Source organism: Tabrizicola sp. (assembly GCF_041919135.1).
GTDB lineage: Bacteria > Pseudomonadota > Alphaproteobacteria > Rhodobacterales > Rhodobacteraceae > Tabrizicola.
The window spans coordinates 1-19,583 of sequence record NZ_JAYRUJ010000001.1 but is presented as its reverse complement, the minus strand read 5'-3'; the positions used below and the strand labels follow the sequence as shown (position 1 = coordinate 19,583).

Annotated in this window: 18 protein-coding genes and 1 pseudogene; 17 read left to right on the top strand and 2 right to left on the bottom strand. The window is 67.0% G+C overall.

From position 1 onward, the window contains the following. Window positions 1-217: 217 nt before the first annotated feature. The 7 genes from ACE3UA_RS00095 (at window position 218) to ACE3UA_RS00065 (ending at window position 7,516) form a co-directional block, all read left to right on the top strand. Window positions 218-1,369: a M24 family metallopeptidase gene (locus tag ACE3UA_RS00095; protein ID WP_374641246.1), complete on the top strand. Its 1,152-nt coding sequence runs from the start codon at window positions 218-220 to the stop codon at window positions 1,367-1,369. A 182-nt stretch (window positions 1,370-1,551) separates the two neighbouring features. Beyond that, a complete protein-coding gene (locus ACE3UA_RS00090; protein ID WP_374641244.1) occupies window positions 1,552-2,184 on the top strand; it encodes a helix-turn-helix domain-containing protein in 633 nt (210 codons plus the stop codon). A gap of 99 nt (window positions 2,185-2,283) precedes the next feature. Next, window positions 2,284-3,828 carry an ABC transporter substrate-binding protein gene (locus ACE3UA_RS00085; RefSeq protein ID WP_374641914.1) on the top strand — a complete coding sequence of 515 codons (1,545 nt, stop codon included), beginning with the start codon at window positions 2,284-2,286 and terminating at the stop codon, window positions 3,826-3,828. A gap of 71 nt (window positions 3,829-3,899) precedes the next feature. Continuing rightward, window positions 3,900-4,907, top strand: coding sequence for an ABC transporter permease subunit (locus tag ACE3UA_RS00080; protein WP_374641242.1), 1,008 nt, complete (start codon window positions 3,900-3,902; stop codon window positions 4,905-4,907). Between the two features lie 59 nt (window positions 4,908-4,966). Continuing rightward, window positions 4,967-5,821 carry an ABC transporter permease subunit gene (locus ACE3UA_RS00075; protein WP_374641912.1) on the top strand — a complete coding sequence of 285 codons (855 nt, stop codon included), beginning with the start codon at window positions 4,967-4,969 and terminating at the stop codon, window positions 5,819-5,821. A 4-nt stretch (window positions 5,822-5,825) separates the two neighbouring features. Beyond that, on the top strand, window positions 5,826-6,662 hold the full coding sequence (locus ACE3UA_RS00070; RefSeq protein WP_374641240.1) for an ABC transporter ATP-binding protein: 837 nt from the start codon (window positions 5,826-5,828) through the stop codon (window positions 6,660-6,662). Continuing rightward, window positions 6,662-7,516, top strand: coding sequence for an ATP-binding cassette domain-containing protein (locus ACE3UA_RS00065; RefSeq protein WP_374641238.1), 855 nt, complete (start codon window positions 6,662-6,664; stop codon window positions 7,514-7,516). Before ACE3UA_RS00070 ends, ACE3UA_RS00065 begins: the two co-directional genes overlap by 1 nt. Window positions 7,517-7,671: 155 nt before the next feature. Here the strand turns inward: ACE3UA_RS00065 and ACE3UA_RS00060 are convergent, their stop codons facing one another. Both ACE3UA_RS00060 and ACE3UA_RS00055 read right to left on the bottom strand, forming a co-directional pair. Then, a complete protein-coding gene (locus ACE3UA_RS00060) occupies window positions 7,672-8,844 on the bottom strand; it encodes a PotD/PotF family extracellular solute-binding protein (protein WP_374641236.1) in 1,173 nt (390 codons plus the stop codon). Between the two features lie 10 nt (window positions 8,845-8,854). Beyond that, window positions 8,855-9,889 carry a GntR family transcriptional regulator gene (locus ACE3UA_RS00055; RefSeq protein WP_374641234.1) on the bottom strand — a complete coding sequence of 345 codons (1,035 nt, stop codon included), beginning with the start codon at window positions 9,887-9,889 and terminating at the stop codon, window positions 8,855-8,857. Window positions 9,890-10,096: 207 nt separating this feature from the next. Between ACE3UA_RS00055 and ACE3UA_RS00050 the strand changes: the two genes are divergently transcribed. The 10 genes and pseudogenes from ACE3UA_RS00050 to ACE3UA_RS00005 form a co-directional block, all read left to right on the top strand. Then, complete coding sequence (locus tag ACE3UA_RS00050) at window positions 10,097-11,401, top strand: PotD/PotF family extracellular solute-binding protein (protein WP_374641232.1); 1,305 nt, start codon at window positions 10,097-10,099, stop codon at window positions 11,399-11,401. 79 nt (window positions 11,402-11,480) lie between these two features. Next, the gene (locus tag ACE3UA_RS00045; RefSeq protein WP_374641230.1) at window positions 11,481-12,356 is read left to right on the top strand and encodes an ABC transporter permease; all 876 of its coding nucleotides are present in this window, start codon (window positions 11,481-11,483) and stop codon (window positions 12,354-12,356) included. 5 nt (window positions 12,357-12,361) lie between these two features. Continuing rightward, window positions 12,362-13,198 carry an ABC transporter permease gene (locus ACE3UA_RS00040; protein ID WP_374641228.1) on the top strand — a complete coding sequence of 279 codons (837 nt, stop codon included), beginning with the start codon at window positions 12,362-12,364 and terminating at the stop codon, window positions 13,196-13,198. Window positions 13,199-13,204: 6 nt separating this feature from the next. Further along, complete coding sequence (locus ACE3UA_RS00035) at window positions 13,205-14,323, top strand: ABC transporter ATP-binding protein (RefSeq protein WP_374641226.1); 1,119 nt, start codon at window positions 13,205-13,207, stop codon at window positions 14,321-14,323. Window position 14,324: 1 nt separating this feature from the next. Continuing rightward, complete coding sequence (locus ACE3UA_RS00030; protein ID WP_374641224.1) at window positions 14,325-15,311, top strand: asparaginase; 987 nt, start codon at window positions 14,325-14,327, stop codon at window positions 15,309-15,311. After that, complete coding sequence (gene hydA, locus ACE3UA_RS00025; RefSeq protein ID WP_374641222.1) at window positions 15,308-16,768, top strand: dihydropyrimidinase; 1,461 nt, start codon at window positions 15,308-15,310, stop codon at window positions 16,766-16,768. Before ACE3UA_RS00030 ends, hydA begins: the two co-directional genes overlap by 4 nt. 27 nt (window positions 16,769-16,795) lie before the next feature. Beyond that, window positions 16,796-17,698 carry a polysaccharide deacetylase gene (locus ACE3UA_RS00020; RefSeq protein ID WP_374641221.1) on the top strand — a complete coding sequence of 301 codons (903 nt, stop codon included), beginning with the start codon at window positions 16,796-16,798 and terminating at the stop codon, window positions 17,696-17,698. A gap of 3 nt (window positions 17,699-17,701) precedes the next feature. Further along, window positions 17,702-17,995, top strand: coding sequence for a hypothetical protein (locus tag ACE3UA_RS00015; protein WP_374641219.1), 294 nt, complete (start codon window positions 17,702-17,704; stop codon window positions 17,993-17,995). Then, on the top strand, window positions 17,988-18,962 hold the full coding sequence (locus tag ACE3UA_RS00010; protein ID WP_374641217.1) for a GTP-binding protein: 975 nt from the start codon (window positions 17,988-17,990) through the stop codon (window positions 18,960-18,962). Before ACE3UA_RS00015 ends, ACE3UA_RS00010 begins: the two co-directional genes overlap by 8 nt. 168 nt (window positions 18,963-19,130) lie before the next feature. Next, window positions 19,131-19,583, top strand: a pseudogene (locus ACE3UA_RS00005) (pyridoxal phosphate-dependent aminotransferase); the annotation flags it as partial.

The following is a 19,583-nucleotide window of genomic DNA, read 5'->3' as shown; positions in this document are numbered from 1 at the left end:
CACGACGTTCCTGCATCAGGACCGGCATCCCGAGGATCGAAATGGATAACCTGCCTTGCCCCGCCTGCGACCTGGCCCCGGTGACGGGGCCCGGCAAGATGCCCTTGCGGAACCCATGGCGTTCGGCGCGAGAACGTGGTTGATCAGGCGGGTCCGGGCCCCGCGGGTGGCGGGTGACCGGGGCCTTGCGTCTGCTGCTGATCAGGATTGACAGGACATGAGCGACTTCGACACCGCGCTGCGCGATTTCTCGGCGGTCAGCGCCCCCGCGATCACCAAGGCGGAACATGCGGGCCGGCTGGACCGGCTTGCGGCGGCGATGCGGCAGGGCGGGGTGGATGCCGTCTGGCTGGATGCGGCCTCGTCGCTGAGCTATTTCACCGGGCTGTCGCTGCATCCGTCCGAGCGGATCCATGGCGCGCTGGTCCGCAGCGATGCGTCGCTGGTCTACATCACCCCGAATTTCGAACGCCCTAAGCTGGAAAGCATGTTGCGCCTGCCCGGCAGCATCGCGGTCTGGGAGGAGCATGAGGATCCCTTCGCGCTCTTTGCGGCGCAGGTGCAGGGCCGGCTGGCGCTGGACCCCGAAACGCCGTTCCGCTTCGCCGATCGCATCGCCGCGCAGCCGGGCCTGTCGCTCACGGGGGCCGAGCAGATGATCTCGGCCCAGCGGCGGGTCAAGTCGGCCGCCGAGCTGGCGATCCTCCAGACGGCGATGGATGCCAGCTACCTTGTCCAGAAGGCGGTCCATGCCGGGCTGCGTCCGGGCATGAAGGCCAGCGAAGTGGCCGATTTCATCACTGCCGCCCATGCGGCGCTGGGGATGAGCCCGGTTTTCGCGGCCGTCCAGTTCGGCGAGGCCACCGCCTATCCGCATGGCGTGCCGCATGACCAGGTGCTTGCCGTCGGCGACATGGTGCTAGTGGACATGGGCGCGCGGCTGCACGGCTATCATTCCGACATCACCCGCACCTATGTCTTCGGCCCCTCGACCGCCCGCCAGCGCCATCTGTGGGACTGCGAGCACCGGGCGCAACTGGCCGCCTTCGCCGCCGCGCAGCCCGGCACCCCTTGCGAGGCGGTGGACAAGGCGGCCCGCGACGTGCTGGAAGCGGCCGGTTTCGGACCCGGCTATGCCGTGCCGGGCCTGCCGCACCGGACGGGGCATGGTCTTGGCCTGAACATCCACGAGGCGCCCTGGATCGTGCAGGGCGACAAAACGCCGCTGGCTCCGGGCATGTGCTTCTCGATCGAACCGATGCTCTGCGTCTATGGCGAATGTGGCGTCCGGCTGGAGGACATCGTCTACATGGCCGAATCCGGCCCGCGCTGGTTCTGTCCCCCCGCCGAGCGTCCCGACGCGCCGTGAAGCCCATGCCTGCGCAAGCTGTCCTCGCGGCCCCCGGCCGGCCTGAAAGGTCCGGTTCGGACTTAAAAATTTTACCGCGAGCAAAAACATGTTGTAGGGGTGCGCGATATGCACTTGTATGCCGCCGCGACGAAGGGGGCGGACGACACGTGAATGGCGGCATGACGAAAAGGCGTTCCGGGATGCCGGTCGCCCTGGGCCAGCGGATCCGCAAGCGGCGCCAGCAGATGTCGATGACCCTGCAGGAGTTGAGCCGCGCCTGTGGTGTCTCGGCCAGCTATCTCAGCCAGGTCGAGCGCGACAATGCCGTGCCCACGCTGGGCACCCTGGCCGAGGTCGCCGCCGCGCTGGATGTCGGCATCGACCATTTCATCGCGACGCCGCGGCAGGCGGACAGCGTGACCCGCGCCGAGGAGCGACCGCGCTTCTCGGTCGCCGGGAACTCGGTCGTCTACGAGCGAATCGGCGCCGAGTTTCCGGCGCATGAACTGTCGTCCTTCGTGCTGAACATCCCGCCGCACTATCGCTCCGAGACCGTCCAGCATTCGGGCGAGGAGATCATCTTCGTCCTCGAGGGCGAGATCCAGCAGATGGTCGACGGCCAGAGCTTCCTGCTGCGCACCGGCGACAGCATGCATTACCTGGGCCAGCAGCCCCATTCCTATTCCAATCCGGGTGACGGGCCGGCACGGCTTCTCTGGATGGGAAAAATGGCGCATCCTGCGACTCCGACGACTTTCGCACCGTTGCAGGGCAGGGGCGTGCAAGGAACCGATTCCGAATCCGGCCCGCCGCACGGCGCGCTGGCATGGTAGCCATCCAAGATGGCAGTACGATTTCCAAACCACCAAAAGGGAGCACCCAACGTGAAACGACTTTTCATTTTCGCCTCGGCGCTGGCGATGAGCGCCGCCATGGCCGAAGCCAAGACCTTCGTCTATTGCTCTGAGGCTTCGCCCGAGGGCTTCGACCCCGCTCCCTACACCGCCGGCGGTACCTTCGATGCCTCGGCCCATCCGGTGTTCAACCGCCTGACCGAGTTCAAGAAGGGCACGACCGAGGTCGAGCCCGGCCTGGCCGAAAGCTGGGAAGTCTCCGAGGACGGCACCGAATACACCTTCCACCTGCGCAAGGGCGTGAAGTGGCAGTCGAACGAGAAGTTCACCCCGACGCGCGACTTCAACGCCGATGACGTGATCTTCTCCTACGAGCGTCAGGCCAAGGCCGACCATCCCTGGCACCAGTATATCCCCGGCATCACCTACGAGTATTACACCTCGATGGCGATGCCCGAGCTGATCAAGTCGATCGAGAAGATCGACGACTATACGGTGAAGTTCACGCTGAACCAGCCCGAGGCGCCGTTCCTGGCCAATATCGCCATGCCCTTCGCCTCGATCGTGTCGCAGGAATATGCCGATGCGCTGATGGCCGCGGGCACGCCCGAGGACATGAACAATCTGCCGATCGGCACCGGCCCGTTCAAGTTCGTGGCCTATCAGAAGGACGCGGTGATCCGCTTCCAGAAGAACCCCGACTACTGGGGCACCCCGGCCATCGTCGATGACCTGGTCTTCGCGATCACCCCGGATGCCGCCGTCCGACTGCAGAAGCTGAAGGCCGGCGAATGCCACCTGATGCCTTATCCGGCCCCGGCCGACATCGAGGCGATCAAGGCCGACCCGACCCTGAAGCTGGACGAGCAGGCCGGCCTGAACGTCGGCTACCTGGCCTACAACACCACCATGGCGCCCTTCGACAATCCGGCGGTCCGCAAGGCGCTGAACATGGCGATCAACAAGCAGGCCATCGTGGATGCGGTGTTCCAGGGCGCGGCCGCGCCGGCCAAGAACCCGATCCCGCCGACCATGTGGTCCTACAACGACTCGATCCAGGACGACCCCTACGATCCGGAAGCCGCCAAGAAGATGCTGGAAGAGGCGGGCGTCAAGGATCTGTCGATGAAGATCTGGGCGATGCCGGTGCAGCGTCCCTACATGCCGAACGCCCGCCGCACGGCGGAACTGATGCAGGAAGACCTGTCCAAGATCGGCGTCTCGGTCGAGATCGTGTCGTATGAATGGGGCGAATACCTGGCGAAGTCGATGGAGCCCGGCCGCGACGGCGCCGTGATCCTGGGCTGGACCGGCGACAACGGCGACCCGGACAACTTCCTGTCGGTGCTGCTGTCCTGCGATTCGGCCGGTGAAGGTGGCGCGAACCGTGCCTTCTGGTGCAACGAGGACTTCTCGAAGCTTCTGAAGGACGCCAAGATCACCGCCGACCCGGCCGAGCGCACCGCGCTTTACGAACAGGCGCAGGTGATCTTCAAGGAGCAGGCGCCCTGGTTCACCATCGCGCACTCGACCCAGTATGTGCCGATGTCGGCCAAGGTGTCGGGCTTCGTGATGAGCCCGCTGGGCGACTTCACCTTCGAGACGGTGGACATCGCCGAGTGATCGGCCCATCCAGTTGAAACCTGACGCGCGGGGGCATCGGTCCCCCGCGCGTTCTGCAAGGGCAAGGGCCTATGCTCCGCTTCATCCTTTCAAAGCTTCTGTATCTGGTCCCGACCTTCCTGGGGATCACGATCATCGCCTTCAGTTTCGTGCGCATCCTGCCGGGCGATCCCGTCCTGCTGATGGCGGGCGAGCGTGGCGTGACACCCGAACGCCATGCCGAGCTTTCGGCGCAGCTGGGCTATGACAAGCCATTGGTGCTGCAGTATTTCGACTTCCTCGGCCGGCTGTTGCAGGGCGATTTCGGCAATTCGCTGGTGACCAAGAAGCCGGTGCTGACCGAATTCCTCAGCCTGTTCCCGGCCACGGTCGAGCTGGGGCTTTGCGCCATCCTGATCGCCACGCTGATCGGGGTGCCGGTGGGCGTGCTGGCCGCGATCCGCCGCGGCAGCTGGTTCGACCAGGTCTCGATGACGGCGGCGCTGGTCGGGTTCTCGATGCCGATCTTCTGGTGGGGCCTTCTGCTGATCATCTTCTTCTCGGGGATGCTGGGCTGGACGCCGGTCTCGGGCCGGATCAGCCTGCTGTATTTCTTCCCCAACGTGACCGGCTTCATGCTGATCGACAGCCTCCTGTCGGGGCAGGAGGGGGCCTTCACCTCGGCGCTCAGCCATCTGGTCCTGCCTTCGGTCGTGCTGGCGACCATTCCGCTGGCGGTCATCGCGCGCCAGACCCGCTCGGCCATGCTGGAGGTGATGGGCGAGGATTACGTCCGCACCGCCCGCGCCAAGGGCATGCCGCCCTACCGCGTGATCGGCATCCATGCCCTGCGCAACGCCATGATCCCGGTGATCACCACGATCGGCCTGCAGATCGGCGTGCTGATGGCCGGGGCGATCCTGACCGAGACGATCTTTTCCTGGCCCGGCATCGGCAAATGGATGATCGATTCCATCGCGCGCCGGGATTACCCGGTGGTGCAATCCGGCCTGCTGCTGATCGCGGCGCTGGTGATGATCGTGAACCTGCTGGTCGATCTGACCTATGGCCTCATCAACCCGAGGATCCGCGTCAAATGACCGATATCCCCCCCACCGCCGCGCCGGCCAGACTGTCGGACGCCGCGATCCGCCGCCGGATGATCGCCGAATTCTGGTTCTACTTCAGCCAGAACCGCGGCGCCGTCATCGGCCTTGTCGTCTTCCTTCTCCTGGTGGCCGTCGCGGTCCTTGCCTCGGTCCTGGCGCCGCATGATCCCACGGTGCAGAACCGGGCGGCACTCCTGATCCCGCCGGTCTGGCAAGAGGGCGGCAATACCGCCTACCTTCTCGGCACCGATGCGGTGGGCCGCGACATCCTTTCGCGCCTGATCTTCGGCGCGCAGTATTCGCTGTTCATCGGCGTCGTCGTCGTGTCGATCGCGCTGGTCGGAGGCATCGTCATCGGCCTGCTGGCCGGCTTCTTCGGCGGCTGGGTCGACAGCGTCATCATGCGGGTGATGGACGTGATCCTGGCCTTCCCCTCGCTGCTGCTGGCGCTGGTGCTGGTCGCGGTCCTTGGCCCCGGCCTGACCAATGCGATGATCGCGATCGCCATCGTCTACCAGCCGCATTTCGCCCGCCTGACCCGCGCTGCGGTCATGTCCGAGATGCAGCGCGAATACGTCACCGCCGCCCGCGTGGCGGGGGCCGGCAACCTGCGGCTGATGTTCAAGACCATCCTGCCGAACTGCCTCGCGCCGCTGATCGTGCAGGCCACGCTGTCCTTCTCCTCCGCCGTGCTGGACTCGGCCGCGCTGGGGTTCCTGGGCATGGGGGCGCAGCCGCCCGCGCCGGAATGGGGCACCATGCTGGCCGAGGCGCGCGAGTTCATCCTGCGCGCCTGGTGGGTGGTCACCTTCCCCGGCCTTGCCATCCTGATCTCGGTGCTGGCGATCAACCTGATGGGCGACGGGCTGCGCGATGCGCTCGACCCCAAGCTGAAGCGGAGCTGACATCATGGCGCTTCTGAACATCCGCAACCTCACGGTGAAATTCGCCACCGCCACCGGCAGCTTTACCGCCGTGGACGGGATCGACGTGCATGTCGACCGCGGCGAGGTGCTGGCCATCGTCGGCGAAAGCGGCTCGGGCAAGTCGGTGTCGATGCTGGCGGTCATGGGGCTTCTGCCCGACACCGCCACGATCACGGCGGACGAGATGACCTATGACGGGCGCGACATCTCGAAACTGTCCAAGGCCGAACGCCGGCGGCTGATCGGCCGCGAGATCACCATGATCTTCCAGGAGCCCATCGCCTCGTTGAACCCGTCGTTCACCGTCGGCTTCCAGATCGAGGAGGTGCTGCGGCTGAACCTGGGCCTCGGGCGCAAGGAGGCGCAGACCCGCGCGCTGGAACTGTTCCGCGCCGTCGGCATCCCCGAGCCCGAGGTCAAGATCAAGGCCTATCCGCACCAGCTTTCGGGCGGCCAGTGCCAGCGGGTGATGATCGCCATCGCCATCGCCTCGAACCCGCGCCTCCTGATCGCGGACGAGCCGACCACGGCGCTGGATGTGACGATCCAGAAGCAGATCCTCGACCTCTTGATGAAGTTGCAGGAAGACTATGGCATGGCGCTGATCCTGATCACGCATGACATGGGCGTGGTGGCGGAAACCGCGGACCGGGTGGTGGTGCAGTACAAGGGCAAGAAGATGGAGGAGGCCGAGGTGCTCGACCTCTTCGAGGCCCCGCAGCATCCCTATACCCGCGCGCTGCTTTCGGCCCTGCCGGAACATGCCACGGGCGACCGGCTGCCCACCGTTTCAGATTTCTTCCAGCAGGCAGGCGCATGATGGGACAGGACATTCCGGTCGTAGAAGGCCGGGCAATCGTGCGCGACTACCATGTGCCGGGCAGCATGTTCGCCCGCGGCCGGGACGTGCGGGCCCTGAAGGGCATCGACTTCAAGGTCGACAAGGGCAAGACGCTGGCCATCGTCGGCGAAAGCGGCTCGGGCAAGTCGACGCTGGCGCGGATCATCGCGCTGATCGACGCGCCGACCGGGGGTGAGTTGCGCATCGCGGGCGAGGCGGTGGACATCCACCGCCGCCGTCCCGGCCCGGCGCTGCGCTCCAAGGTGCAGATGGTGTTCCAGAACCCCTATGGCAGCCTGAACCCGCGCCAGAAGGTCGGCGACGTGCTGATGGAACCCCTGGTCATCAACACCGCCATTCCGGCCACGGAACGGCGCGACCGGGCCGAGGCGATGCTGAAGAAGGTCGGGCTGCAACCCGAACACTTCAACCGCTACCCGCACATGTTCTCGGGCGGGCAGCGGCAGCGCATCGCGATCGCGCGGGCGCTGATGCTGAACCCGTCGCTGCTGGTGCTGGACGAACCCGTCTCGGCGCTGGATCTCTCGGTCCAGGCGCAGGTGCTGAACCTTCTGGCCGACCTGCAGGACGAATTCGAGCTGACCTATGTCTTCGTCAGCCATGACCTCTCGGTCGTGCGCTATATCGCGGACGAGGTGATGGTGATCTCGAAGGGCGAGGCGGTGGAACAGGGCAGTCGCGAGGCGCTTTTCGCCAATCCGCAGCATCCCTATACGCAGTCGCTGTTCGCCGCGACCCCGGTGACCGATGTCGAGGCGATCCGCACCCGCGTCGCCCGCCGCAAGGCCGCCCGCGCCGCCGTCGCCGGCTGAAGGCCATCGCAGCCGGGAACGTGCCCCGCGGAGCTTTCCGGGGGGCACGATTCCCTCCGGCCCCGCAACACGCCGGCGCAGGCATGGATCGGCTGATCGCCAGCGCCGGCGCGCCGGCCCTGCAACCGCCCTGGGGGTCCCGGCCGCCCCGGATCCTAGAGTTCAAGGAATTCCCGCCAGCGGCGGGCGAGATAGTTGTGTTCGGGCATGACGGTGCTCCAGGCCGAAATCCTTGCCACCCGGTTCAGGTAGTTGCCGCCTTCGCGCGTTTCTCCCCGGCGCACCGCGATGGTGGCGGCCAGGCCCGGCAGGTCCTCGCTGGCGGGCTTGCCTTCATACCAATAATCCCATTCCGCCTGGCTCAGCGTCTCGCGCAGGGTGTCGACCACCGAGACATAATAGCCCTGGCGCGCCATGATCGCGCCCGGCGTGCCGTCCAGCCACCAGTTCAGATAGGCATAGGCGGCATCGCGCATCGCGCCCGTGACGTTGGCCGACAGGCACAGGCCGCTGTGCCAGCCGCGATAGCCTTCGCGCGGGGCGCCGTGGATGATGTCGCGACCCATGCCGCGCAGCGCGTAATAGGCCGGCGACCAGAGCGAGCCGATGACCGCGTTCCCCCCGGCCATCAGGGCGACGGAATCCTCGGACGTGCCCCAGAAGCGGGTGAAATGCCCCCGCCGCTTGAGCGACAGCAGCACCTGGAACAGGGCGTCGATCTCCTCGATGGTCAGATTGCCGGGGTCCCGCACGTCCACCAGCCCCGCCGCGCGGGCGGCCAGCGCCAGTTCCACCGCGCTGCCCGCGGGATCGAGGCTGAGGGTGCAACGCCCGTGCCAGCGGTCATCCAGCAGCCAGGCCCAACTCTCGGTCTCGTTGGGGGCCAGCTCGGCCAATAGCTCGCGGGCATAGCCGAAACTGTCGGCGTTGTAGGTGGTGGGAAGCATGCCGATGCGCGGCGGCGCGGGGTCGTCGGGGCGCTCGGCAAGGGTGCCGTCATGGCGGACGAAAAGCTGCGCGGATGGCGCGCCGACCTGCTTGGCGGCGGATCCGGGGATCTGCCCGGCAATGCGGACCTCGGGCCAGCGGCGGATGCGGCTGGTGTCGATGGCCTGGATCGCCCCGGCGGTCCAGAGCACGTCCAGCGAGTAGAACCATTGGTCATAGATGTCGTAGCTCTCGGGCTTCAGGACCCCGCGGCGCATGCAGGATGGGCCGTCGAGGACCTCGAACTCGATCGGGAAGGGCAGGTCCCGGCGTGCCGCGCGGCAAAGCTCGGCCGTCAGGGTGGAGCTGGTGCCGATGATGCGAAGGGGCGGGGGGCTCATGCGGGGGGCCTCAATGCACGGCGATCATGTAGGGCTGCGTCGCCGGGGGCGGCAGGATCGACAGCACGCGAAGTCGCGCCAGCACCAGCGGCTCGGAGCGTTCGATCTGGGTGCGCAGCAGGATCTGCGCCGCCTCCAGCGCCCCGGCGCAGAGAAGGCGCACGATCTGGCCATAGGCGACCAGCGACGGCAGGTCGTCCCGCACCGGAAAATGCCGGCGGAACAGGCGCGGCACGATCAGCGCCACCTGGTTGCGGCGGATCGAACCCAGCATCCTCGTGTTGCGCAGGCCGGCATACATCGTGCCGAACATGTCCGTCTCGATCGCGTCGATCTCGGCCGCGCCGCAGGCGGGAAAGCGCGCGACGGTCGCCTCGATGCGCCGCGCGAGGTCCTCGAGCCAGGACCGCTCCAGCAGGGGGGCGACATTGGCCAGGGCCTGCGGCTCCAGCACCCGGCGCATCTCCAGCGTGTCGCGCACCACGCGCGCGGTCATCTGTCCGGCGATCCAGTGTGACTTGCGGTCCTTCTCGATCAGGCGCACATCCATCAGCCGCCAGAGCACCTCGCGCGCCACCGTGCGGCTGACGGCATGATGGTCGCCCAGCTCGGCCTCCTGGATGCGGTAGGTTCCGAACGGCAAAAGGGCGGTGACCTCGCCCGAGACCCGGCTGAAGATGCGTTCCCAGGTGGCGCTGCGGCTGATGTCCTCGGTGGCCTCGGCCAGGATGTCGTGCAGTTCGCGCGCCGAGAGCGGCCGGGGAATGGCCTCGCCCACGACATAGCCCTGGCCGTCGGCCGGGCGCAGCAGCCCATGCTCGGCCAGCATGGCCAGCGCCCGGCGCACCGGCGCCCGGCTGACGTTCAGGTGGATGGCAACCGCCGCCTCCTTCAGCACAGCACCCGTCGGCATCGCGCCCGAGGCGATCTTCCGTTGCAGCAGGCCGAAAATGGATTCGTAGAGGAAGGCGGATGCCCCGACTCGGGGCGGATCCTCCAGCTCGGGGGCGAGTTCCCTGCGTTCTGATATCCGTGGCTGGGCCATGTCGTATGTCTATCGCATACAATAAGTTTGCGATAGCGACCAGGAACGCATTTTTTCCGGGTCTTTCCCGGGCAAAGTCGGAAATATTTGTGCATTGCATCCGAAGGACGTTCCGGCTTAGGCTTCCTTGGTAGATTCCGTTGAAGAAGCCGCATCTGAATGCGGCCAGAGCAGACCTAGTCCTCGACGTTCAACAGGGAGACTGAAATGTCGGAAAAGATGGCTTCGAAAGCTGCGGCGCAGGGCGTCACGCGGCGCGAGCTTCTGAAGGGAACCGCGGCGCTGACCGGCGCGGCGGTGGGTTCGGGTGTCATCGGCGCGCCGATGATCTGGGCGCAGAACCTCAAGGACGTGACGCTGAACCAGGTCGGCCCGTCCTACTCCGTGATCGCCGACATCGCCGAGAAGGCAAGCGCGGACCTGGGCTTCAAGATCGTGCCGCAGACCTCCGAGACGACGCAGCTGATGGCCAAGGTGGTGAACCAGCCCGAGACCATCGACATCGCCGACCTGGAATTCTGGGGCCTGCAGAAGGTCTACAGGTCCGGCAACCTGCAGCCGGTCGACACCACGAAGATCAAGATGTGGGGCGACATCACCCCGCTGATGCGCGACGGCAAGAGCTTCGACGGCTCCGACATGGCGCGCCAGGGCACCCTGCCGGTGAAGGTGCTGTATACCGACAGTGCCGAATCCACCGAATTCGCGGCGGCGCCGACCGGCCTCGCGACCGCCATGCCCACGATCTACAACGCCGACACCCTGGGCATCCGCCCCGACCTCGTCGGCCGCGAGATCAGCAGCTGGGTCGAACTGTTCAATCCCGAATTCAAGGGCAAGACCGCACTGGTCAACATCCCCTCGATCGGGATCATGGACGCCGCGATGGCGCTGGAGGCCCGCGGCGACCTGAAATACGGCGACAAGGGCAACATGACCAAGGAGGAGATCGACAAGACGATCGACGCCCTGATCGCGCTGAAGAAGGACGGCCAGTTCCGTGCCTTCTGGTCGACCTTCGACGAAAGCGTCAACCTGATGGCGGCGGGAGAGGTGGTGATCCAGTCGATGTGGTCGCCCGCCGTGACCGCGGTGAAATCGCGCAACATTCCTTGCGTCTACCAGGGGCTGAAGGAAGGCTATCGCGGCTGGGGCGTGGGCATGGGCCTGATGCGCCATCTGGAAGGGATCAAGCTGGAGGCCGCCTATGAATACCTGAACTGGTATCTCACGGGCTGGCAGGGCGCCTTCATCGCGCGACAGGGCTATTATTCCTCGGTTCCCGAAACCGCCAAGGCCAACCTCTCGGAGAACGAGCGCGGCTACTGGTACGAAGGCAAGGCGGCGACCGAGGATATCAAGGATCCCTACGGCAACATCATGGACAAGGCCGGATCCTCGCGCGATGGCGGCAGCTTCGAGCAGCGGATGGGCAACATCGCCTGCTGGAACGCGGTGATGGACGAGGACCGCTACATGATCCAGCGCTGGAACGAGTTCGTCTCGTCCTGATCCCGCTTTCCGGTCCGGCCTGCGGTGTGACGCAGCGCCGGGCCGGCCCGCAGCACCTGCCACCAACAAGGATGGTTCCATGTCCGGGAGGTCCTCTCCGTCCGGCAGTCGGCTTGCGCCCTATCTTCAGGTCGCGCCGCTGGCTTTCCTGATGCTGACCATGGTCGGCATTCCGCTGGTCACCGTGGTCATGCTCAGCTTCTGGGAGTTCGACGGCATCGCCGTCTATCCGGCCTTCACCTGGGCGAACTATGCCGAGGTCCTGGGCTCTCCCGTCACGCTGAAGCTGTTCCTCGCCACGCTGAAATACGCGCTGCTGACGCTGGTGGCGACGACGGCCATCGGCTTTACCTGTTCGTATTTCCTGGTCTTCCACGTCCGCAGCCTCAAGCTGCAGATCGGGCTGTTCCTGCTGTGCACGATCCCGTTCTGGACCTCGAACGTGATCCGCATGGTCAGCTGGATTCCCTTCCTGGGCCGCGAGGGGCTGTTCAACAGCATGCTCATCCAGGCGGGCCTGATCGACCAGCCGCTGGACATCCTGCTCTACTCGGATTTCGCGGTGGTGCTGACCTATATTCACCTCTTCACGCTGTTCATGATCGTGCCGATCTTCAACAGCATGGCCAAGATCGATTCGAACCTGATCGAGGCCGCGCGCGATGCCGGGGCGACGCCGGCGCAGATCCTGTGGAACGTCATCATCCCGCTGTCGAAGACCGGGATCGCGCTGGGCTCGATCTTTGTCGTCACCCTGGTGATGGGCGATTTCTTCGTGGTCCGGGTGATGAGCGGCGGGCAAAGCGCCTCGGTCGTCTCGGCGATGAAGAACAACATCGACCAGCTTTACTACCCGGTCGCCTCGGCGATGGCGGTGCTGCTGGTGGCGGTGGTGCTGCTGATGGTCACGGCAATCCTGCGGGTGGTGGACATCCGCTCGGAACTGGCGAGGTAGTGGCGATGACGCAGACGACCACATCACGCCGCGGCCTGGCCTTCTATCTTCTGGCCGGCTTCTTCGGCCTCTTCGTCGTCTTCCTCTACGGCCCGATGCTGATGATCTTCATCCTCAGCTTCCAGGGTCCCGGCGGCGGGCTGACCTTCCCGATGCGGGGGGTCTCGACCCACTGGTTCGTGGACCTGTGGTCCTCCAGCCGCTATGGCGATCTCGGCGGGGCCTTCCGCCGCTCGCTGGCCCTGGGCGGGCTGTCGCTGGTGATCACGGCGGTGGTCTGCCTGTTCGCGGGCCTTGCCTTCCGCCGCAGGTTCTGGGGGGCGGGGCCGATCTTCTACCTGTCGATCGTCAGCCTCGTCGTGCCGGGCATCCTTCTGGGCCTGGGGATCAGCCAGCTGTTCCAGCTGCTCGGCTTCCGGCTGGGCTGGTGGCTCTCGGGCCTCGGGGCGCATCTGTCCTGGACGCTGCCCTTCGGCCTTCTGATCATGTTCGCCGTGCTGAACCGCTTCGACGGATCCTGGGAGGAAGCCGCCCGCGACGCCGGGGCCAGGCCCTGGCAGGTGCTGGCCTATGTCACCGTGCCGATCCTGTTTCCCGGCCTGATCGCGGTGGCGCTGTTCGGCTTCACGCTGTCCTACGACGAGATGCCCCGGTCGCTGCTGACCGTCGGCGGCAGCAACACGCTGCCGATCGAGATTTCCAACATGACGACCAACGTCACCACGCCGGCGCTCTATGCCATCGGCACGGTGACCTCGGCCGTCAGCTTCCTGGTGATCGCCGCCGCCTTCCTGGCGATCGCCATCGTGCAGAAAAGGCGCGCCCGCGCCAAACAGGGATAGGGCCGAATGAGCGAGCAGAGCCGGATCGACATCCGCGGCGTCACCAAGCTGTATGGCCCCGTGCGCGCCGTGAACAACGTGGACCTGACCATCGACGGCGGCGCCTATTGCTGCATGATCGGCCCTTCGGGCTGCGGCAAGACCACGCTTTTGCGCATGATCGCGGGGCACGAGACACCGACCTCGGGCACGATCTCCATCGGCGGCGAGGACGTGACGCACGCGCGGACCGGCAGCCGGGGCACGGCGCTGATGTTCCAGAACTATGCGCTGTTCCCGCATCTGTCGCTGACCGACAACGTGGGCTTCAGCCTGAAGGTCCGGGGCGTGCCGTCCGCCGAGCGGCGCGACACCGCGCGCGAGATGCTGGACCGGGTGCAGCTGCTGCACCTTGCCGACCGGGTGCCGTCAGAGCTTTCGGGCGGGCAGCAACAGCGCGTGGCGCTGGCGCGGGCCCTGATCACCAAGCCCAAGGTCCTGCTCCTGGACGAACCCCTGTCGGCGCTGGACGAATTCCTGCGGCTGCGGATGCGGGTAGAGCTGAAGCGCCTGCAGAACCAGCTTGGCATCACCTTCATCCACGTCACCCACACCCAGCCCGAGGCCATCGCCCTTGCCGACCAGGTCGTCGTGATGGACCACGGCGTGATCGACCAGGCCGCCAGCCCGCGCGAAGTCTACAACCATCCGCACAGCCCCTATGTGGCGCGGTTCATGGGCGGGCAGAACGTCCTCTCCGGCACGGTGGATGCCGCCGATGCCGGGCAGACCGTGGTCCGCAGCAAGGACGGAACCCTGCACGATCTCCCGGCGATTGCGGGCGTCAAGGCGGGCGACACGGTCAACTTCTCGGTCCGGCGCGACCGGATCCACCTGGCGTCCGACCTCGGCGGCGGGCGCAACTGCACCGAGGGCACCGTCGCAAACATCGAATACCAGGGGACTTTCGTGAAGGTCGCGCTGGATACCGGCTCGCGCGAGGAATTCGTGGCCTATCTCGACGTCGACAGGTATTACGCCGCGCCGAACGAGGTGGGCCAGAGGGTCCGCGCCTCGTGGGAGGCGCGGTTCAACCATGTCCTGCCGGGCCAGAACAATTCGACCGGCACCCCGCACGAGGACTGAGATGGACGCCTGGATCGAGGTCATCGCCCTGGGCGGCACCATCGCCAGCACCCCGCGCCCCGACGGGAATGGCGTGGTGCCGGGGCTGACGGCCGACGACCTGATCGCCGCCGTGCCCGGGCTGAAGGACCTGGCCCCGATCCGGGCGCGCACCCTCGCGCGGGTGCCCAGCGTGGAGATCGGCCTTGCCAACCTGCGCGACCTGGCAGGGCTGATCCGCCGGGTCGAGGCCGGGGGCGCGGCCGGCGTGGTGGTCACGCAAGGCACCGATACCATCGAGGAGACCTCCTATGCCCTCGACCTGCTGCACGATGGCCGCATCCCGGTCGTCGTGACCGGGGCGATGCGGCATCCCTCGCTTCCCGGACCGGATGGCCCGGCAAACCTGGCCGCCGCCGTGGCCTGCGCCGCCGATCCCCTCTGCCGCGACCAGGGGGTGCTGGTGGTCTTCGACGATACGATCCATGCCGCCCCCTGGGTGCGGAAGCGCGACACCACCGCGACCGGCGCCTTCTGGTCGCCCGCACCGCTGGGCTGGCTGGCCGAGGGTCGTCCCGCGCTGCGCGGCCGCCGCCCGCGCGCGCCCGCGCTGGCGCTCAAGGGCGAGGGGATGCCCTTCGTGCCGATCCTCAAGCCCGGCCTGGACGAGCCGCCGCGCCTTCTTGACGCCGCCCTGCGGGCCGGCGCGGCGGGGCTGGTGGTGGAACTGTCCGGCGGCGGCCATGCCGCGGCCTCCTGGGCCGAGGCGCTGGGCGAGGCCGCCCGTCGCATGCCGGTGGTGTTCGCCAGCCGCACGGGGGGCGGCCGCGTCCTGACCCGCACCTATGGCCAGCCGGGGGCCGAGATCGACCTGATCCGCCGCGGCCTTGTCCCTGCCGGGGATCTGGATGCGCTGAAGGCGCGGCTCCTGCTCGCCTTCCTCATCCTCGCCGGCCAGCCCGACCGCTTTGCCGAGCTTTCCCTGCTTTCCTGGAGGATCGAAGCATGACCACCGTCGTCAAGGGAGGAACCCTCGTCACCGCCGACCGCAGCTATGAGGCCGACATCCTGATCGAGGGCGAGAAGATCGCCGCGATCGGCACGGACCTGAAGGGCGACAAGGTGGTGGATGCCTCGGGCGCCTATGTCATTCCCGGCGGGATCGACCCGCATACCCATCTGGAAATGCCCTTCATGGGCACCACCACCGCCGAGACCTTCGAATCCGGCACCGCCGCCGCCGCGTCGGGTGGCACGACGATGATCGTCGACTTCGTGCTGCCGGGGCCCGACGGCTCGCTGGTGAATGCCGTCCGGGACTGGCACCGCAAGGCCGACGGCAGGATCTGCATCGACGTCGGCTGGCATGTCGCCGTCACCGGCTGGAACGAGACGATCTGGCGCGAGATGGCCGAGGTCGTGAAGCTGGGCGTCAACACCTTCAAGCACTTCATGGCCTACAAGGGTGCGCTGATGGTCGAGGACGACGAGATGTATGCCTCCTTCTCGCGCTGCGCCGAACTGGGCGCCCTGCCGCTGGTCCATGCCGAGAACGGCGACATCATCGCCGAGTTGCAGAAGAAGTTCATGGCCCAGGGCAAGACCGGCCCGGAGGGCCATGCCCATTCCCGCCCGCCCGAGGTCGAGGGCGAGGCGACCAACCGCGCCATCATGATCGCCGATGCCGCGGGCGTGCCGCTCTACGTGGTCCATGTCAGTTGCGAAGAGGCGCACGAGGCCATCCGCCGCGCCCGCCAGAAGGGGATGCGCGTCTGGGGCGAGCCGCTGGTGCAGCACCTGACGCTGGACGAAGGCGAATATTTCGACAAGGACTGGGACCATGCCGCCCGCCGGGTGATGTCGCCGCCCTTCCGCGACAAGCGGCATCAGGACAGCCTCTGGGCCGGGCTTGCCGCGGGCAGCCTGCAGGTGGTGGCGACCGACCATTGCGCCTTCACGACCGCCCAGAAGCGCATGGGGCTGAAGGGATTTCCGTCGATCCCGAACGGGACCGGCGGGCTCGAGGACCGGCTGGCCGTCCTCTGGACCAGGGGGGTCGAGACCGGCCGCCTGACGCCCGAGGAATTCGTCGCCGTCACCTCGACCAATATCGCGCGGATCCTGAACATCTACCCGCGCAAGGGGGCGCTGGTGCCCGGGGCCGACGCCGACATCGTCGTCTGGGACCCCGGGCTGAAGAAGACGATCCGTGCCGCCGACCAGTTGTCGATCATCGATTACAACGTGTTCGAGGGCATCGAGGTCTCTGCCCAGGCCCGCCATACCCTGTCGCGCGGCAAGGTGGTCTGGAGCCACGGCCAGAACACCCGTCCCAGCGCCGGGCACGGCATCTATATCCCGCGCCCCGCCTTCCCCGCCGCCAGCCGGGCGCTGTCGGTCTGGAAGGACCTCAACTCGCCCCGCTTCGTCCAGCGCGATCCGCAGAACATTCCCAGCGGCGTCTGACCGCGAGACCCAACCAGGAGGAACGACATGGCCAAGAAGATCTATTGTGCTTTCGGCACCGACATCGACTCGGTCGCCGGCTGGATCGGCTCTTACGGCGGGGGCGACAGCCCGTCGGACATCCAGCGCGGCATCTTCGCGACCGAGGTCGGCATCCCGCGCCTGTTGCGGCTGTTCAGGAAATACGACCTGCAGACCTCCTTCTTCATCCCCGGCCACTCGCTGGAGACCTTCCCGAAGGAAATGAGGATGATCGTCGATGCGGGCCACGAGGTCGGGGCGCATGGCTATCTGCACGAAAATCCCATCGCGATGACGCCGCAGCAGGAAGAGGACGTTCTGGTCAAGTCGATCGAGCTGATCGACAAGCTGACCGGCAAGCCGCCCACCGGCTATGTCGCGCCCTGGTGGGAAATGTCGGCCAATACCGCGGCGCTGCTGAAGAAATACGACTTCTCCTATGACCACAGCCAGGGCTACCGCGACTTCCAGCCCTTCTATGCCCGCGTCGGCGACAGCTGGAACGTGATCGACTACACCAAACAGGCCAGGGACTGGATGCATCCCCTGAAGCACGGCACGGAAATCGACCTCGTGGACATCGCCGCGAACTGGTATGTCGACGACCTGCCGCCGATGATGTTCATGAAGAAATCGCCGAACAGCCATGGCTTCGTGAACCCGCGCCATATCGAGGAGATGTGGCGCGACCAGTTCGACTGGGTCTACCGCGAGATGGACTATGCCGTCTTCGCCTTCACCATCCACCCCGACGTCGCGGGCCGCCCGCAGGTGCTCTTGATGCTGGAGCGGCTGATCGAGCACATCAACGGCCACGAGGGCATCGAATGGGCCACCTTCGACGCCATCGCCGCCGATTTCCGCAGGCGCTATCCCTTCGACAGCGGCAAGCGGCCCGAGGTGATCTGAGAGATGTGCAACGCCTGCGGCTTTCCGGCCGCGCCGGGTCACTGGACCGATGCCGGGGCCTCCAGCCCCGGCGACCGGCTGCGCTTGCGCTTTACCCGGCTGGCGGTCGTCAACCGCCTGCTGGCGCGCTATGGGCTGACGGCCCGCGACGATGGCGTGACGCCGGGGCTGCAGCTGTTCGCGCCCGGCGGCGAATGGGTGCTGGTGCCGGACCTCGAGTCCCTCTGGCGCGAAGCCGCGCGGCTCGCCGGCGGCCCGATCGACCCGCTTTCGGACCGGGCGCTGGGTCTTGGCTGAGGTCCGCCCGGATGGTCGGCTGCCCCTGACCATCGTCGGGGGCTTCCTCGGGGCGGGCAAGAGCAGCTGGCTGCGCCACCAGCTTTACACCCGCCGGTTCGGCCGGGTGCATGTCCTGGTGAACGAGGCCGCCGAACTGCCGGTGGACGATCTGCTCCTGGGGCGGGCCGACCGGCTGGAGGTGCTGGCAGGGGGCTGCGCCTGCTGCACCGGGCGCGCCGCCCTGATCGCCGCGCTGCGCCGGATCTGCGACGACGCCACCGGCGCGGGGGCCGGGGCGATCGACGCCCTCGTGCTGGAAACCAGCGGCCTGGCCGACCCCGCCGCCATCGCCCGCGCCTTGCAGGACGATCCGGTGCTGGTCCGCCGCATCGTCCTGGCCCGCACGATCGTGCTGGTCGATGCCGGCGCCGCCATGGATCAGCTGGCCGGGGAACCCCTGGCCCGCCGGCAGATCGAGGCGGCGGACGAGATCGTGGTCACCAAGGCGGCCGGAACCGACCTGCCGCAGCGGTCGCGGCTGGCCGCCACTCTCCGGCTTCTGGCCCCCGGCGCGGCGGTCTCCTGGGCCGAATTCGGCGTCGAGGCGCCGCAGGAGATCGACCCCGCCGCGGCGCCCTTCGACCTGCCCGAGCCGGAGGCGGCAACCCCGATCCTGGCCCATCGCCTGGACGCCCGCGACGCAGGCGGGTGGTGGGCGCTGTCCGCGTGGCTTTCGGCGCTGCTGCATGCCCGGGGCGACCGCATCGTGCGCATCAAGGGCGTGATCACGACTCCGGCAGGGCGGCTGTTGCTGCAATCGGTCCGGCACCATGTGCAGGCGCCCGAAATCCTGCCCGAGGCCCCGCCGGGCGCCGGGGATCCTGATTTCATCGTCCTTATCGGCCGCGACATCGACGAACAGCGCCTTCTGCGGTCCTGGGACATCTTCGTCCGGGCGCTTCAGGCAACCCGAACGGGTGATTGATGCGAGCCGATCACCTCGCAGGTGGACCCGCCGGGGACGAGGAAAGGTGTTTCCGTCTGCACGACGGGATGAATGCCTTGCCATTCCTCGAAACAGGAAAGCGCCGTTTTGCCATTCCCGTTCCCGGCGGTAAGAAGGTGGGGACAACGGCATGCCAAGGAAAACCAGATGTCGATCCAGGACAAATTCGCCAGACTTGCCAATGACAACGCCCCGGGGCAGGAGGTGCGCCAGAGCGGCGAGGGGCTGGCCGCGGTGCTGAGGGGCGACCGGCTGGAGGGGCGGCCGGTCGATTTCTCGCATGGCGATGTGGACGCGCATCCGCCCTCGCCCGGCAGCTTCGATCTTTTCGCGGCCGGCGTGGCCCTTGGCGGCGCGCAGGCCTATACCGAATATCGCGGCGACATGGGGATCCGCGAGACGGTGGCGGCGCGGCTGGCGGCCTTCACCGGCGCCCCGGTCGATGCGCGCGACGGGCTGATCCTCACGCCGGGCACGCAGGGCGCATTGTTCCTCGCCGTGGGAGCGACGGTGACGCGCGGCGACAAGGTGGCCATCGTGCAGCCCGACTATTTCGCCAACCGCAAGCTGGTGGAATTCCTCGAGGCCGAGATGCTGCCG

Bases quoted from the DNA above. Each gene is read 5' to 3' on its own strand.
- ACE3UA_RS00095 (WP_374641246.1), top strand. From the start codon at position 218: ATGAGCGACTTCGACACCGCGCTGCGCGATTTCTCGGCGGTCAGCGCC.
- ACE3UA_RS00090 (WP_374641244.1), top strand. From the start codon at position 1,552: ATGCCGGTCGCCCTGGGCCAGCGGATCCGCAAGCGGCGCCAGCAGATG.
- ACE3UA_RS00085 (WP_374641914.1), top strand. From the start codon at position 2,284: ATGGCCGAAGCCAAGACCTTCGTCTATTGCTCTGAGGCTTCGCCCGAG.
- ACE3UA_RS00080 (WP_374641242.1), top strand. From the start codon at position 3,900: ATGCTCCGCTTCATCCTTTCAAAGCTTCTGTATCTGGTCCCGACCTTC.
- ACE3UA_RS00075 (WP_374641912.1), top strand. From the start codon at position 4,967: ATGATCGCCGAATTCTGGTTCTACTTCAGCCAGAACCGCGGCGCCGTC.
- ACE3UA_RS00070 (WP_374641240.1), top strand. From the start codon at position 5,826: ATGGCGCTTCTGAACATCCGCAACCTCACGGTGAAATTCGCCACCGCC.
- ACE3UA_RS00065 (WP_374641238.1), top strand. From the start codon at position 6,662: ATGGGACAGGACATTCCGGTCGTAGAAGGCCGGGCAATCGTGCGCGAC.
- ACE3UA_RS00060 (WP_374641236.1), bottom strand. From the start codon at position 8,844: ATGAGCCCCCCGCCCCTTCGCATCATCGGCACCAGCTCCACCCTGACG.
- ACE3UA_RS00055 (WP_374641234.1), bottom strand. From the start codon at position 9,889: ATGGCCCAGCCACGGATATCAGAACGCAGGGAACTCGCCCCCGAGCTG.
- ACE3UA_RS00050 (WP_374641232.1), top strand. From the start codon at position 10,097: ATGTCGGAAAAGATGGCTTCGAAAGCTGCGGCGCAGGGCGTCACGCGG.
- ACE3UA_RS00045 (WP_374641230.1), top strand. From the start codon at position 11,481: ATGTCCGGGAGGTCCTCTCCGTCCGGCAGTCGGCTTGCGCCCTATCTT.
- ACE3UA_RS00040 (WP_374641228.1), top strand. From the start codon at position 12,362: ATGACGCAGACGACCACATCACGCCGCGGCCTGGCCTTCTATCTTCTG.
- ACE3UA_RS00035 (WP_374641226.1), top strand. From the start codon at position 13,205: ATGAGCGAGCAGAGCCGGATCGACATCCGCGGCGTCACCAAGCTGTAT.
- ACE3UA_RS00030 (WP_374641224.1), top strand. From the start codon at position 14,325: ATGGACGCCTGGATCGAGGTCATCGCCCTGGGCGGCACCATCGCCAGC.
- hydA (WP_374641222.1), top strand. From the start codon at position 15,308: ATGACCACCGTCGTCAAGGGAGGAACCCTCGTCACCGCCGACCGCAGC.
- ACE3UA_RS00020 (WP_374641221.1), top strand. From the start codon at position 16,796: ATGGCCAAGAAGATCTATTGTGCTTTCGGCACCGACATCGACTCGGTC.
- ACE3UA_RS00015 (WP_374641219.1), top strand. From the start codon at position 17,702: ATGTGCAACGCCTGCGGCTTTCCGGCCGCGCCGGGTCACTGGACCGAT.